This is a genomic window from Mucilaginibacter aurantiaciroseus, assembly GCF_024055595.1.
Taxonomy (GTDB): Bacteria; Bacteroidota; Bacteroidia; order Sphingobacteriales; family Sphingobacteriaceae; genus Mucilaginibacter; species Mucilaginibacter aurantiaciroseus.
Window position 1 is genome coordinate 742,460 of the sequence record NZ_JAMXOF010000001.1, and the last position, 14,615, is coordinate 757,074.

At 43.2% G+C, this 14,615-nt stretch carries 12 protein-coding genes; 4 read left to right on the top strand and 8 right to left on the bottom strand.

Translation table 11 applies throughout. From position 1 onward, the window contains the following. Window positions 1-24: 24 nt before the first annotated feature. From NAF17_RS03470 to NAF17_RS03480, 3 genes are all read right to left on the bottom strand, one after another. On the bottom strand, window positions 25-243 hold the full coding sequence (locus NAF17_RS03470; protein ID WP_252756588.1) for a DUF6965 family protein: 219 nt from the start codon (window positions 241-243) through the stop codon (window positions 25-27). Window positions 244-311: 68 nt separating this feature from the next. Beyond that, on the bottom strand, window positions 312-479 hold the full coding sequence (locus tag NAF17_RS03475; RefSeq protein WP_252756589.1) for a hypothetical protein: 168 nt from the start codon (window positions 477-479) through the stop codon (window positions 312-314). A gap of 26 nt (window positions 480-505) precedes the next feature. After that, a complete protein-coding gene (locus NAF17_RS03480; protein WP_252756590.1) occupies window positions 506-841 on the bottom strand; it encodes a hypothetical protein in 336 nt (111 codons plus the stop codon). A gap of 163 nt (window positions 842-1,004) precedes the next feature. Between NAF17_RS03480 and msrA the strand changes: the two genes are divergently transcribed. Continuing rightward, complete coding sequence (gene msrA, locus NAF17_RS03485; protein ID WP_252756591.1) at window positions 1,005-1,493, top strand: peptide-methionine (S)-S-oxide reductase MsrA; 489 nt, start codon at window positions 1,005-1,007, stop codon at window positions 1,491-1,493. Between the two features lie 47 nt (window positions 1,494-1,540). On the opposite strand, the gene NAF17_RS03490 is transcribed toward msrA, so the two are convergent. The 5 genes from NAF17_RS03490 to NAF17_RS03510 all read right to left on the bottom strand — a co-directional run bounded on the left by NAF17_RS03490 (window position 1,541) and on the right by NAF17_RS03510 (window position 8,344). Continuing rightward, window positions 1,541-3,964 carry a TonB-dependent receptor gene (locus NAF17_RS03490; protein WP_252756592.1) on the bottom strand — a complete coding sequence of 808 codons (2,424 nt, stop codon included), beginning with the start codon at window positions 3,962-3,964 and terminating at the stop codon, window positions 1,541-1,543. Then, a complete protein-coding gene (locus NAF17_RS03495; RefSeq protein WP_252756593.1) occupies window positions 3,954-5,312 on the bottom strand; it encodes an HTTM domain-containing protein in 1,359 nt (452 codons plus the stop codon). The genes NAF17_RS03490 and NAF17_RS03495 overlap by 11 nt, the downstream gene beginning before the upstream one ends. A gap of 9 nt (window positions 5,313-5,321) precedes the next feature. Next, the gene (locus NAF17_RS03500) at window positions 5,322-6,419 is read right to left on the bottom strand and encodes an imelysin family protein (protein ID WP_252756594.1); all 1,098 of its coding nucleotides are present in this window, start codon (window positions 6,417-6,419) and stop codon (window positions 5,322-5,324) included. A gap of 85 nt (window positions 6,420-6,504) precedes the next feature. Then, the gene (locus tag NAF17_RS03505; protein ID WP_252756595.1) at window positions 6,505-7,614 is read right to left on the bottom strand and encodes a DUF4856 domain-containing protein; all 1,110 of its coding nucleotides are present in this window, start codon (window positions 7,612-7,614) and stop codon (window positions 6,505-6,507) included. Between the two features lie 100 nt (window positions 7,615-7,714). Beyond that, window positions 7,715-8,344, bottom strand: coding sequence for a response regulator transcription factor (locus NAF17_RS03510; RefSeq protein WP_252756596.1), 630 nt, complete (start codon window positions 8,342-8,344; stop codon window positions 7,715-7,717). A gap of 399 nt (window positions 8,345-8,743) precedes the next feature. On the opposite strand from NAF17_RS03510, the gene NAF17_RS03515 reads away from it, so the two are divergent. The 3 genes from NAF17_RS03515 (at window position 8,744) to NAF17_RS03525 (ending at window position 14,595) form a co-directional block, all read left to right on the top strand. Next, window positions 8,744-9,601, top strand: coding sequence for a HopJ type III effector protein (locus tag NAF17_RS03515; protein ID WP_252756597.1), 858 nt, complete (start codon window positions 8,744-8,746; stop codon window positions 9,599-9,601). A gap of 233 nt (window positions 9,602-9,834) precedes the next feature. Beyond that, window positions 9,835-10,179, top strand: a complete 345-nt coding sequence (locus NAF17_RS03520) for a hypothetical protein (protein WP_252756598.1) — start codon at window positions 9,835-9,837, stop codon at window positions 10,177-10,179. Between the two features lie 69 nt (window positions 10,180-10,248). Further along, window positions 10,249-14,595 (top strand): CusA/CzcA family heavy metal efflux RND transporter, encoded by a 4,347-nt coding sequence (locus NAF17_RS03525; protein ID WP_252756599.1) that lies wholly within the window; start codon window positions 10,249-10,251, stop codon window positions 14,593-14,595. The last annotated feature ends 20 nt before the right edge of the window (window positions 14,596-14,615 follow it).

Genomic DNA, 14,615 nt, shown 5'->3' on the forward strand with positions numbered 1-14,615 from the left:
ATATTTCTAAAGGCTTTTTTTATATTAAAATCTTGGGATCTCCGGTCCGTCGTATGGTTTCTCAAATGCGGCGGCAATCCTGCGTAAACGGTGCCTGCAACGGTGGTTAGCCGGGTCGCTCATTAGCTCTATATTATTTTGCACGGCCTGTGGTAGGTTGTGTTGGGTGGTAGCCCTATCTAAACGTAAAGTTTCCGGTAATTTAGCGTGTTCAAAATAAGCGATCAGCTCCTCATCAGTCATGCTGCAAAAGTAAAATAAATGCTATTATGGGAGACAGGAAACTATCAACATAATATCGCATCATAAGGCTACTTGCCTGTGGCAAAATTTAGCGTTAACGTGTTTTTGCCGGGCTTTATACGGAACACCTTGCCGTTATCCGGTTTTGAAAATTCCCCATCGGGTGTGGTTACTTCATAATCCAACCCATGGAATTTGCTGCTAATATCAGTTTTGTTAACCGCAATAAATGGCAACTCCGCTTTCGGGGTTACATTGAGATCTAAAAACCATTGGCTGCGGGATTTCCCACCACCGCCAATCTTAAAAGAACCGGAGCAAGGCTTTTAAGTAATTTTTGATAACGGGCATCCATCAGCGTATTGTACTGCAACTGGAACGTGCCGCGCAGTTTGTATTTGTTCATGATCTGCACCTGCTTTACAACCGTTTGGTACAAAATATCTTCGGTAACAGCCGGGTCGCGCGGTTCCAGCAGGCGAATGAAATTTTCGATGTTAACTATTTTAGGCTTAACCCTTGGTTTTGGCTTACCCGTAAACGATGACAGGGCAATGATAGAGCTTAAGCCTAATATTAATAATTTAGCAGGGTACATTCAATTTCATAGTAGTGGCGTTTGTGTGCTTTGTTCCGAAGGTAAATATTGGGTAAAGGGGCTTTTACCCTCTGTTTGTAAAAAACAATTTGCGCCTTACACTACTTCTATTTATAATTGACAAATAGGATTAATACTCTGATTAACTAATAATAATATTTATATGAATACTGAAAAAGCCATATTGGCCGGTGGTTGCTTTTGGGGCGTTGAGGAACTGATAAGACAGCAACCGGGCGTTATAGAAACCGTAGTGGGTTATACCGGGGGCGATGTGCCTAATGCTACTTACCGTAACCATGGCACACATGCCGAGGGTATAGCCATAACCTTCAATCCGGATGAGCTATCGTACCGCAAACTATTAGAATACTTTTTCCAGATCCACGACCCTACTACCCGCAACAGGCAGGGAAACGATGTTGGGGTGTCTTATCGCTCGGCAATTTTTTACCTGAGCGAAGAGCAGCGTGAAACAGCGAACACGCTAATTGCAGATATGGATGCATCGGGCAAATGGCCGGGTAAAGTTGTGACTGAAGTAGTGCCCGCAACCGATTTTTGGGATGCCGAAGCCGAGCACCAGGATTACCTGCAGAAAACCCCTTACGGTTATACCTGCCATTGGGAACGGCCGGAATGGACAATATAATATTCAAACAATAAAGGCGAACCATTTGGTTCGCCTTTATTGTTCACTTAATATTTGATTTGCAGGGTCATATAATATCCCCGTGGGTCTGATGGTAAAATACCGGGGCCGGGGTAACCATCCGCACGGCGGGTAAAGTACTTTTCGTTAGCCAGGTTGTTGATACTGCCAGATAGGGTAAACCATTTCCAGTTATAGCTGGCACTTAGGTCCATCACTTTGTAAGCAGGTACCGCGCCGTCTACTGCCCTTGGAGAGTACTCTGTATTGGTTGCATCAGAGTATTGTTTGCCTACATACGAGAACTGGTAGCTCACATCAAAGCGCTTATTACCGAACGACAGGCCCGTGCGGAACAACACGGGAGGTACAAACTCTACCTTGTTGCCTTTTAAAACAGATTTATCCAGGCTGTTCACATACTTTGCATCTATTAAGGCAAAGTTGGTAAAAACGGATAGTTTGTATTTGCTTGCGCCTTGTGTAAATGCTTTCAGCAGATCGGCTTCTAATAAGCTTTCTAAACCTATATTGCGGCTATCGCCAATGTTTTTGCGGAAACGATAGGCAACGGTATAATCATCGCTGGCCGTAAATACAGAGCCTATACGGCGGTTATATTTTAAATAGAATACGCTTACATCGTAACGCATAAAGCTGTTGATATTACCACGCACACCGCCATCAATGGTATAACCACGCTCGTCGGTAAGGTTTGAGTCTACCCGGGCATTTTGGTTAAGCACGCGGATATCATTAAAATTTACAGAGCGATAGTTTTGCGAGATGTTGGCATATACCTCAACCCTTTTAGCCGGTTTGTAGGATGTACCTATGCCAAAGAATACGAAAGAGCGGTTGTTGACTTTGGTTTCGGGGGTTTGAATAAGGTAGTAATCCGGGTATGGGCTCGATCGTTTTGTATAGTACCCATCGGCCTTGGTTGAAATAAACTCGAACCTCGCGCCCGGCGTTACACTCCATTTATCGGTAATCTGGAAGATGTTTTCGGCAAATACGGCCACGTTTATACCCGGGAAAGTATACTGCGAACTGGTTGGGAAAGCACCGCTATACTCAAATACAGGGCCGCTGCCGGCATCTGCCGCGCCCTGACTGCGCAAGGTTTTGCCCTTATAAACACGTACGCCTGTAAGTAACGAATTGGTTTGTGTGCCACCCAATTTGTATTGATGTAACACGCGCAACTCCGTGCCATAATTATCGTAATGGTCTTTAAGCATATCGCGCGGGCCGCCATCATCATTAGTGTTAATAAAATCGAGTATGCCAAGTGCCGTACGGCCGGCATCTAAATGATAGGTGCGCCAGTTAAGTTTTGTGTTATCGCTAAATTTATAATCGAGGCTGATGCTTGCCAGGTTCCAGTTTACCTTGAACCAATTACGGGCACGTACAGATTGGTGCGCATCTTCTTCAAAGTCGTTATCAGTTAATCCTCCCGGCAGATGCGCAAGGTAATCCATATAGGTGTACTCCCCGGTTATTTTTAGTTTATCGCTTATGGCGTAATCCAGGTGGATGTATGCGCCATGCTGGCTAAAGCGACTATTTGGTCGCCAGCCATCACCGCGTTTGTATTGGTAATAAGCGTAATAATTTAGTTTTTTGGTAGACCCGCCAATACTGTTAAAGGTATTGAAGAACCCAAACGAGCCAACGGTTTGTCTGCTGGTGATCTCCATCAGTTTATTAGCCGGGCCTTGTTTCATCTTAAAGTTAATGAGGCCGCCAAACTGTGTACCGTACTGCAAACTTGCCGCCCCGCGGATGATCTCGATCCGGTCGACAGCTTCGGTAGTGGGGGTGTAGTAACTCTCCGGATAGCCCAACGCATCGGCACTAATATCGTAACCATTTTGGCGGGTGTTAAAGTTTGATACCCGGCTTGGGTTTAATCCGCGGCCGCCAATACCTAATTGTAAGCCGCCGCCATCATATTCTATAATGTTAATACCCGCCGCGCGGCTGTAAATTTGCCTGGTGTTATTGGTAGCCAGGTTGGCATTAAGGCTGCCTATATTAATCACCTCGGTTTTTTTACCGGCGTAAATAGCGGTGCCCTCTATCTGGCGCAAATTACCCGATGCCTGTTTAAAGGCGGTATCCTGCACATTAACTTCCGAAAGCTCGCGGGTATCTTCCTGTTTTACATTGACAGATAGGGTGATACTTTGGACTTTAAGGTTAACTTTTTTGCGGTAAGTTTCGGCACCTAAATAGGTCACCAATACCTCGTAACTGCCGGGTTTTAAACTGTTAAATGCAAAGTGCCCGGCGGCATCGCTTGCAGTTTTTAAGGTATCGGGCAGTAACGTTACTGTTGCGCCTTCAATTACCTTATTGCCTGTTTTTACAGTACCGCTTATCTGCAATTGCTGCGCGAAAGCAGTGCCGGTTATCAGCACAAATACAATGGTAGATATAAAAAGTAATAATCTATTTTTCATGATTGGTAAAGGGTAAAACCCAGTTATAATGCTGCCAGCTAAGCGGCTGTGCAGCAAGGTTAACGGCAGTATTTACATACGGCCGGGAGCGTTCGCCGTTTAAGGCTACAAAACATTGGGCATAAACCGCGGGCTTTTTCAATCCGCGTTTAGCGTAAACATCAGCCAAATAATGCGCGTAACGCAGTATCATATCCGGCTGGGTGCTCATCATTTTATCTTGTAAAGGGGTTAAAAACTCACGGTTTTCTACCTCGTAAGTTTTGCCGGTTGATGGCTCTTTTACTGTAAAGAAAGTGTTGCCCGATTTTTCCATCAGCATAACCCGCCACGAGAAACGGTAACCCTCTTCATACCAAAATAAATGGCCGGGGTAGAACAGGAACCGTACAGGCACGATGAACTGAATTAAAAAATAAATGCCTATACAAATAGCCAGTACAGGTTGCAGGATAGGGGCATAGTTATAAATTTTAACCCCGTTACACAGGTTGCTTTTTTGGAAACGGTTAAGCAATTTTTGGTGATAGCCCGAACTGAAGAAAGCAAAACTGCTAATGATCATCACATACGGGAACATGCCTATCCCCGGGAAAACTATCGCGGTAGCAATATGGAAGCCCAATACAAAAACATAGGCCACAGGCCTTGTTTTGCGGTTGATAAGGAAGAAAGCGATGAAAACATCATAAAAAGCACCGAACCAGCTAAACAGGTAGGCTACCCATTCTTTGTACATCAAACTGCCAATTACAGGCAGATGGCTTTTTGCCGGCAGCCAGATCTTCATGGGCTGTGCTTGCAGCATCCAGTCGGGGTTTAGCTTGGCAAGGCCCGCAAAAATGTAAACTACACCAATTTGTAACCTAATAACACCAATAACCCACAAGGGGATATGCGTACGTTTCAAATTAGGCCAAATGCGTACATCGAGCGAAAAATATCTGTTGGCAGGTAGCCATATCAGCAGAAAACTAACCAGGCTAATGAAATAGTAATGGTTAAGATAGTTGGTAACATCTATCAATTCCACGTAAGTAAAAGCCACAAAAAACAAAATAGCCGCCAACCTGTAAAAAAGGCCGGCAGCTATCAATACAGTGGAAAGCGCTATCAAAGCAAACACCACGTGCATGCCGGTATTGCCCAATGGGTGCACCCAATCAAACCCCATATAGGTGAAGTAAAATTTGGGCGTAACGTACTGCTGGGTTATCCAGCCATTCATCCAAAAACGAATGGTACCGGCAAGCATCATCAGCCCAAACAACACCCTAAAGGTTGCCAATGGGGAAATAGATACAGGCCGTTGCAGGTTTTTGAGTTGCGCTTTTAAGAATGTTTTCAATGTATGCTGTTAGTCGCCGTCGGTATCCTGGTAAGTAATGCGCACGCCTGTTGCCGATGCTACGTCTGTTTTGATCAGCGTTAGTAGGATCTGTATCTCGCGATAAGCGGCCTCGATCTCGGTTTTATGTAACGACATGGAGGTAGCGTAAGGGTCAGGCACGGCCTTTAAGCCGTTAATGGCTTTATCAAACTGGGTCAAAACATCGCTGCTCAACTTATCTTTTTTAAGGGCGATCAAATAATCTGACATGCCTTTGCCGCTGCCATTACCATTAAACATGGCTTTAAGGCTTATTAAGTTTTCGGTAGCAAGGGCCACAGAGATCCCCGCGTTAAAACCTTCGGTGTTATTTGGAAACAAAATATCTGCCGATTGCTTGCCAAAAGGCCAGCCAATGCGCGGCCCTTTTAGCTGGTCCATCTCAAACGCGAACTGGTTGATAAGGAAAGCGATAGGGCTGCCCGAATCTGACCGTGTGTTGGTTATAAAGCTTGCACGGTAGGTATTTTGCCAGCCGGTTAATACCGTGCCGGTAAGCGTTTTTAAACGGGCAATTACATCCTGTACATATTTTTTACGGTTAACTGCATTAGCGCCGCTAAAATCATTTAAATGGTTAGGTGAAAACAATAAATAATCTAACGCCGGGAAACCCTGTTGGCCTACAGCGCTGTTTGCGTTAAAGCTGTAAGTGCCACGGGTGATGTTACCTTCTATCGCGATAGAATCTGTAGGGAAGGTGTTGGTAAAGTTGGTGAACAATGCCGCTTCGGCAGGGCCAAACTGGTCAACCGAAACATGCTCAAATTTCAGGTAGGTATCCTTAAAAACAATCTTTAGTGCCTGTTTGTTGGCAAAGGTTGGCGCTGCCAGGAAACTGTTTGCGGCTATTTCGAGCACGCCTAACTGTGTTTGTAAACTGGTGTAGGCAGGTATGATAAGATTATCGGCATAGTTGGTTAACATGGCCGCCTTATCAAAACCGTTTTCGGCCGGGTTTGGCTTGGTTGTTGAATTGTCTGATTTTGAACAGGCTACAAATCCAATTGCAAACGCGGCTATCCCTAAAAATATCCCGGCCCTTAATCTGTTTATGATCATCATAATGGTGTTTTTTTTAATATCAGAAACTCTTTGGTGTTTAAAACCAAAGAGCTTACTGGGTAATGTTTTATTAAAATATGGTTAATTATAAAACATAAGTTGTTTTAAGAATGGTTTGGGCTTGTACCAATTTGGTAAAGCCCGGCTCGTTGATAAGTGTGTAGAAGTTGGTTGCGAAGATGCTTTTCAAAGTAGCATAATCAGCAGCGCTAAGTTTGCTTGTTGTAGCACGGAACTGTAAAGAATGAATGAAACCGAAACCTTCTGATAAAGCGTGGAACTGAGTTGCCAGGTTATTAACGTTAACCGAACGGGTTGGGATGGTTGAATACTCTAAAGCAGCAGCAGCGTTTAATTGCTCCCATTTATCAATAATGATCTTAGCCTGTGCGGCAACAACAACTTTATCATGGCCACCTAAGGCAGCACGGCCTTTCAAAAATGCATCAAAAATAGTTTTACCTGCAAGGATCTCTTTACCACGCTCGGCAAGGTAACCACCCCATAATAAAGGGCGGAGAGGATCAGTATTAACGTAAGTTACGGCTGGGTCGTAATTAACAGGTACGCCTAAGTTGCCAAAAGCTTCATCCCAGTGGCGTTGTGCCAAAGTAGTACCATTGGTTACTGTTTTGTTATCATCGTTAGGGATGTTGGTTAAAAGCGTAACCGCTTCTTTAAAGAATAAAGCACCCATCATACCTTTAGCAGCTGCCTGGTTAGATTCTAAACCGGTTGGGCCTACTAACCTTTTGGTAGTACCAACAACTATAATACCTGCGGTACCATCGGCAGCAGTAACCGTATTGCTTAAGCTGTTTGTAGCTTGTGTAGCAAAGTGGCCTCTGAAGTAAGCAGCATCAGCAGTTTTTTCTGCAAGTGTAACGCCAGATGTATTTAAAGAAGCATCAGTAGTAAACAGGTTGTTTTTATTATCGAAATAATCGTTTGCTTTTGCAGATGTGATAACCGCGTTGTTTGCAGTGCCAAGGTAGCTGTTTAATTCGGCACCCATTTTAACACGCTGGCTTGCTTTAAAAAAATCGGCGTTAGCAAAGTTGTAAGTAATTGGTACATCATATGGGGTAACGGCTTCATCAACAGGTGTTGTAACCAAGGCATTATCTTTTGTACAACTTGCTGTAAATAACAATGCCGCATATAGTACGGTTAGTATGGTAAAGGATCTTTTCATTTTGCAGGATTTGAGTATTGTTTCTGGATACAAAACTATGGGGTATGGCAAGGCTGGGCAATACCCCCTCGGGGGTAATTTATAATTAGTCTAAATAAATTTACTTAAGATAATCGGTAAATAAAACCAACTCGGAGGCGTTTTTAAAAGTAAAGCCCAATTTTTTAATGATGTTTTTACGATGTGTTTTAATGGTATGCACACTTAAAAAAAGGCGTTCGGCAATATCTTTATTGGCTAAACCTTCGGCAATGAGATTGATTATTTCGGTTTCCCTAACAGATAAAACAGGCAGGGTGTCGCCATTTTTTGTGGGGACGCTTTTACCAAAAATATTATGCATGGTTATCTCACAATAAAATTGTTCGCCCTTTGCCGCGCTGCGGATAGCTTGTATTAATTCGTCGTGAGTACATTCCTTGCTTATATAGTTCTTAAGGCCAAGGTCGGCCAGTTCAATTATTTCGTTGCGGTTTTGTTTGTTAGAGATAAGAACAATATGGGTATGATCGAATGGAATATGGGTGTCTTGCAAAAATTTCGCTTCAAGATCGTCGCCCTGGTGATGATCGATAATAATAACATCCGGCTGGTGTTTACCTATCATCAACTCCAGTTCTTTAAAGTTTTTGGCCCTGCCAATAACCTTAAGATCTTTAACATCGGTAATTAAAGCAACAATGCCTTTGTAGGTAAGTATTTGATTATCGGCGATAAGTATTTTTAACATTATTTTTATCTGGACTTAATCCAAAGAATACGGCAAAAATACGACAAACGTTGCTTTAACTGAAAAAAAATATTTCGACATGCATTTGCTATTTAATTATTTTTATTACAGGCGTTATAAAGACGTTTTTAGGTGATAAAATAACGCAGGTGTTACCTGTTCAAGTGCTATGGAATGGCTTGGGCATCGCCTGTTTACGCGATGCGGATTAAGAAACTGTAAGTAATTTTACATAACTGATGGTGGCACCATTTTGTCAGTATAAGTTTTTTTAAATTACTGATTATCAGTAATTAAATGGTGTTTGATATGTGTTCACAAGCGTGAACGTGAACATTTGGCGACTGTAACCGACAAGTTAAAGGTAGATTTATTACTTTTGAAGGATAGAATAAACTAATGAAAAACGAATTATCTGCCCTGATTACCGCTCTAAAAAATAACACTACAAAGTTTGCTGATGTTATCGGTTTTATCGAAACTTACTACAACCACCAGCCAACCGCCTTTAAAAATGGTGAGGCTTACAATGGAGCTACCCAAAACCAGGGAAGTGCAAAGGTTTTCACATTCGCGCAATTGAATAATTTGAACGAAGCAGATACACTTCAATTATTTGCAGAGCATTACCAGGCTGTTTTAAATACGACCGATGCAACAGACCACCAAAACATCAGGCAGTTTATGATAAACGGTTGGAAGGGGATAACTTTTGAGGGCGAAGCCTTAACTCTAAACAGCCCCATGCAAATAGAAATAAAACACACCCAACAAAACGACTCAGAAACAATTTTCGCGCTTTATGATGATGCTATTGTTTATCAGAAAAAGGTTGGTAATAACCATTGGTTGGGCTTTGAACCGGCACTGATAGCAAAAGAAATAGACGAAAATCGGCATTTCAAAATTTTAGCTGATGGTGAAATAGTCGCCACTTTTTGCATCACCCTCAGTGACCCCCTTATTTGGAAAGATTCGGCCACTACGCCTGCTATTTATATTCACCGTATAGCTAACAGCCAATCCTTCCGCGGGCATAACCTGCTTAAACATATTATTGATTGGGCACGGGAATTTGCCGGGGCCAACCATCTTTTATACATCCGTATAGATACAGGCAGTGGAAACGACAGGCTTATAAACTACTATGTAAACAGTGGTTTTACAATTATTGGAAATACCGGTATTAATTACACCCCGGATCTTCCCGCGCATTACAAAGGCGGAATTTTTACACTGTTACAAATGCCGGTATAGTACCCCTAAACAGGCCGCCCGATTAATGCGGTTTTTTAAACTTTTTTTTTAAAATGAATAAAGCCTAAAGATATGCGGATCTTTAAAGGTGCTTTTTGTTGAAATACGGATGAAGACTTATTAGTTGATCGTAATTTTTGGAAATAATTCAAAATTACCAACCAACTAGCACTCCATTATTTAGAATATTTGAAACAGTTAGATTTTAATTAAGATATACTACATTTGTTTTCATGAAGCTATCGATCAGCAGGATATTCTTATTAACAGGGTTTACCCTCTTGCTTTTCCATGTTATCGTCGCTCATCACCATGATAATGAACACGATGACAATATTATAAATCATCACAACAATGCGCTGGAACATGCAAAGATAGACCATATATCTTCCCCGCAGATTTACCATTTTGATGGCCTGCAAATCACTGTTCAAAAACTGGTTTACTCATCGGCGTATCGTTTTGTACTATTCCCGGTTAACTCACCTATCCAGCCGCTTATAATACCCGATGAACCCTATCCGCCATGTTGGGTTACGGACCGAACCATTCTTCGCGGCCTCCCTATGAATTGTTGACGCTGCTGTATTCACAGTTGTGGTCCACTCTTTGGCCTTTTTTTAACGTTAACTTTAAGCTTCTTTTTCATGTTAAATAAAATCATTGAGTTTTCCGTTAGGAATAAGCTCATCATCGGCCTCTTTGTATTTGGCCTGATCGGCTTCGGCTTGTACGAGGTAAACCGCCTGCCAATTGATGCCGTACCCGATATTACCGACAACCAGGTACAAATCATTACCCGTACTCCGTCGTTAGGTACGCCCGATGTAGAGCGCCTCATTTCCTTTCCTATCGAACAAAGCTGCCGCAATATACCTTACATTAAAGAGATCCGCAGTTTTTCCCGCTTTGGCCTTTCTGTAGTTACTATTGTATTCGAAGATAAGGCCGAGATCTATTGGGCCAGGCAGCAGGTTGCTGAAAGGTTGAATAATATTACCGCTACCATACCCATTGAGTTTGGAAAGCCCGAAATGGCACCGGTAACAACCGGCCTGGGCGAAATTTACCAATATTCTGTTAGGGCAAAAGCCGGGTATGAACAAAAATATGATGCTATGGCTTTGCGAACCATACAGGACTGGATTGTACGTAAACAACTATTAGGTTTACCAGGCGTTGCTGACGTGAGCAGCTTCGGCGGTTTACTAAAACAATATGAAATATCGGTAAACCCCGATCGGCTAAAAGCTAATAATGTTTCTATTACTGATGTATTTACTGCCTTACAAAAGAACAACAACAATACCGGGGGCGCTTACATTGAACGCGGGCCAACCGTATTGTTTATCCGTAGCGAGGGCTTGGTTGGCTCTTTAGACGATATTGGCAGTATCGTGGTAAAAAACCTTCCCAATGGTACGCCTTTATTGATCCGTGATATTGGCGAAGTTGGTTTAAACCATGCTACCCGTTACGGTGCGATGACCTGGAATGGTAAGCAGGAAGTATCCGGCGCCGTGGTAATGATGCTGAAGGGTGCTAACAGCAACGAGGTGATCAAAAGCATTAAGGATAAGGTCGTACAAATCCAGAAAAGCCTACCACAAGGTGTGGTAATTGACGCGTTTTTGGATCGTACCAAGATGGTAAACAACGCCATTACTACGGTAGAGCATAACCTGATTGAAGGAATAGCTATTGTGCTTATTGTGCTTATCATTTTCCTGGGCAATATCAGGGCGGGTTTATTGGTAGCTTCTGTAATTCCGCTGGCGATGCTGATCGCTGTTATTTTAATGAACATATTTGGTGTATCTGGTAATTTAATGAGCCTGGGTGCACTAGATTTCGGCCTGATCGTTGATGGCGCGGTAATCATCGTGGAAGCGATTATGCACCATATTTACCTGACAAATAAGGCAAAAATTAGCCGCGAAGAAATGGATACGGAAGTGATCACCGTATCTACCCGGATGCAGAATGTGGCCGTATTCGGCGGTTTAATCATCCTGATCGTTTACATTCCCATATTTACACTACAAGGCATTGAGGGTAAAATGTTTAAGCCAATGGCGCAAACCGTATCGTTCGCGCTAATCGGGGCTTTTATACTTTCCCTTACCTATATACCCATGATGAGCAGCCTGTTTTTGAGTCGTAATGGGAAACATGAAAAGAACTGGTCTGACAGGATGATGGACTTTTTACTAAAACATTACCAAAAACTTCTACAAAGGGTGATTAAACATCCAAAAATGGTTGTCGCTATCGCTTCGGTTTCCTTTATCATAGCAGTATTTATACTCACCCGTTTGGGTGGTGAGTTTATCCCAAAACTGGAAGAGGGTGATTTTGCCGTTGACACCAGGGTACTAACGGGGAGTAACCTGCAAACTTCAGTTAACGCGATCAAACAAGGTTCCAAGATCTTGCTAACCAAATTCCCGGAAGTGGAACAGGTGGTTGGCAAAACAGGCAGTTCAGAGATCCCTACCGACCCAATGCCCGTTGATGCCAGCGATATGATGGTGATTCTGAAAGATAAAAATAAATGGACATCAGCCAAAACCTTTGATGACCTAACCACCAAAATGTCTAAAGAACTGGAAGCTGTACCGGGTGTCAGCTTTGGTTTCCAATACCCGGTACAAATGCGCTTTAATGAACTTATGACCGGCGCAAGGCAGGATGTGGTTTGTAAGATCTTTGGAGAAAACCTTGATACCTTAGCTATTTTTGCTAAGAAGCTGGGCGCGATTGCCGGAAGCATTAAAGGAGCACGGGATATTTACGTAGAATCCATTACCGGTATGCCGCAGATCGTGATCCGTTATAAACGTGCGGCCATTGCAGAATACGGCCTGAACGTGGAAGATATCAATAGGGTTGTAAACACGGCTTTTGCCGGGCAAAGCAGCGGCACGGTTTACGAAGGTGAAAAACGTTTTGAGTTGGTTGTGCGGCTGGCTGGTGCGCAGCGCAAGCAATTAAGCGATGTGCAGGATTTGCTGATTCCTACACCAACCGGGAACCAGGTACCATTACAACAGGTTGCCGATGTTAAAATTGAAGAGGGGCCAAACCAGATCCAGCGGGAGGATGCGCAACGGCGTATTATTGTTGGCTTTAACGTACTGGGCCGTGATGTTCAAAGCATGGTTGAGGAATTACAGCAAAAGGTAAATACAAATATCAAATTACCACCTGGTTATTACACTACCTATGGTGGTGCTTTTGAGAACCTGAATGCCGCCAAAAAACGCCTTACGATTGCTGTTCCGGTTTCCCTGCTTCTCATCTTATTAATGCTGTACCTGGCTTTTGGTTCGGCTAAACAGGGCTTGCTTATCTTTTCAGCTGTTCCCTTATCAGCTATCGGCGGTATTTTGGCACTGGTGGTTAGGGGAATGCCGTTCAGCATTAGTGCGGGGGTTGGTTTTATTGCCCTGTTCGGTGTGGCGGTATTGAATGGCTTGGTACTGATCTCTGAATTTAACCGCTTGCGCAAAGAGGGCTGGGACGACCTGCGGGCCATTGTTATCGAAGGCACCAAGCTTCGTTTACGGCCAGTATTAATGACTGCCTCGGTAGCTTCGTTAGGCTTTTTACCGATGGCTTTGGGCAATGGTTCAGGCGCGGAGGTGCAACGGCCATTAGCAACAGTGGTGATCGGCGGCTTAATTACCGCCACATTTTTGACGCTGTTTGTCCTGCCGATTCTTTATATCTTATTTGAGAAGGGAAAAACGATGAAAGTACCGTTTAAACCCACAGTGATTTTACTGCTAGCTTCATTGGGGTTGTTCGCAGGCCATGTTAAAGCACAAGCCCCAATTTCGCTGAAAGCGGCTATAGATACCTCCATTAAAAATAACCTGTCACTTAAAAGCGAACGGTTAAATGCTGAATATTTGAAAAGAAATACCGGTACAAGCGTAACTATCCCAAAAACAAATATCAGCGGGGAATATGGCAAAATCAACGGTGCTTATGATGATAACCGTTTATCAGTTATACAATCGGTTAATTTACCTACTGTTTACACGCGGCAAAAAGCTTTGCTTAACGCGGAATATCAAGCAGAGGAATTGAATGTCAACTTGCGGCGACGCGAACTGGAGCGTTTGGTGACAGAAAGTTTTTACCATATCCTTTTCCTGAAACAGAAACTACAATTGCTGTTAAGTGTGGATAGCACCTACGCACTTTTTGTTAAAAACGCCAACCTGCGTTTTGACAAAGGAGAAAGTAACATCCTGGAAAAGATTACTGCCGAAACGCAAAGGGCGCAAATAGCGCGGCAAATCGAAATGTTGAATAGCGACGTTTTTATAGCTTACGACCGTTTTCGGGTATTACTAAATACTACAGCTGATTATCGGCCGGAAGCTGATGGTTTTAAATTACCGTTGCCAATCCTTACTGACACCGTCTTCAGCAATCATCCGCAGGCTTTGTACCTTAACCAGCAACAGCGAGTATCTAAAGCGCAAACACTTGCCGAACAGGCGAAGTTGTTACCCGATCTTAGCCTGGGTTATTTTAATCAGAGTTTTAATGGTACGCAAACTGTGAACGGCGTTAGCCGCAATTATAATGGCGGCAATCGTTTTTCATCGGTTCAATTGGGCGTTGCTCTATCCTTATTTGGCGGCGCACAAAAGAACCGGGTAAGCGCTTTCCGCATCAGGGAACAACAGGCGCAGGTAGATTTTCAGTCGGGCCTGCAAGCCTTGCAAAGCCGCTACAAACAGGCGGCGGGAGATGTAGTCAAATACCAAAAGCTAATTGCTTATTATGAAACGACAGGTTTGCCCAATGCTAACCTAATCTTAAAAACGGCTAACCTTCAATTCACTGCCGGGCAGATTAATTACCTCGAATATATTTTGCTCATAAACCAGGCGACCGCTATCCGCAGCGAATATACAGATGCGGTAAATAATTTAAACCAAGCAATTATCCAAATCAACTCGCTTCAAAACAAATAAAATGAAATCACTAACTATAA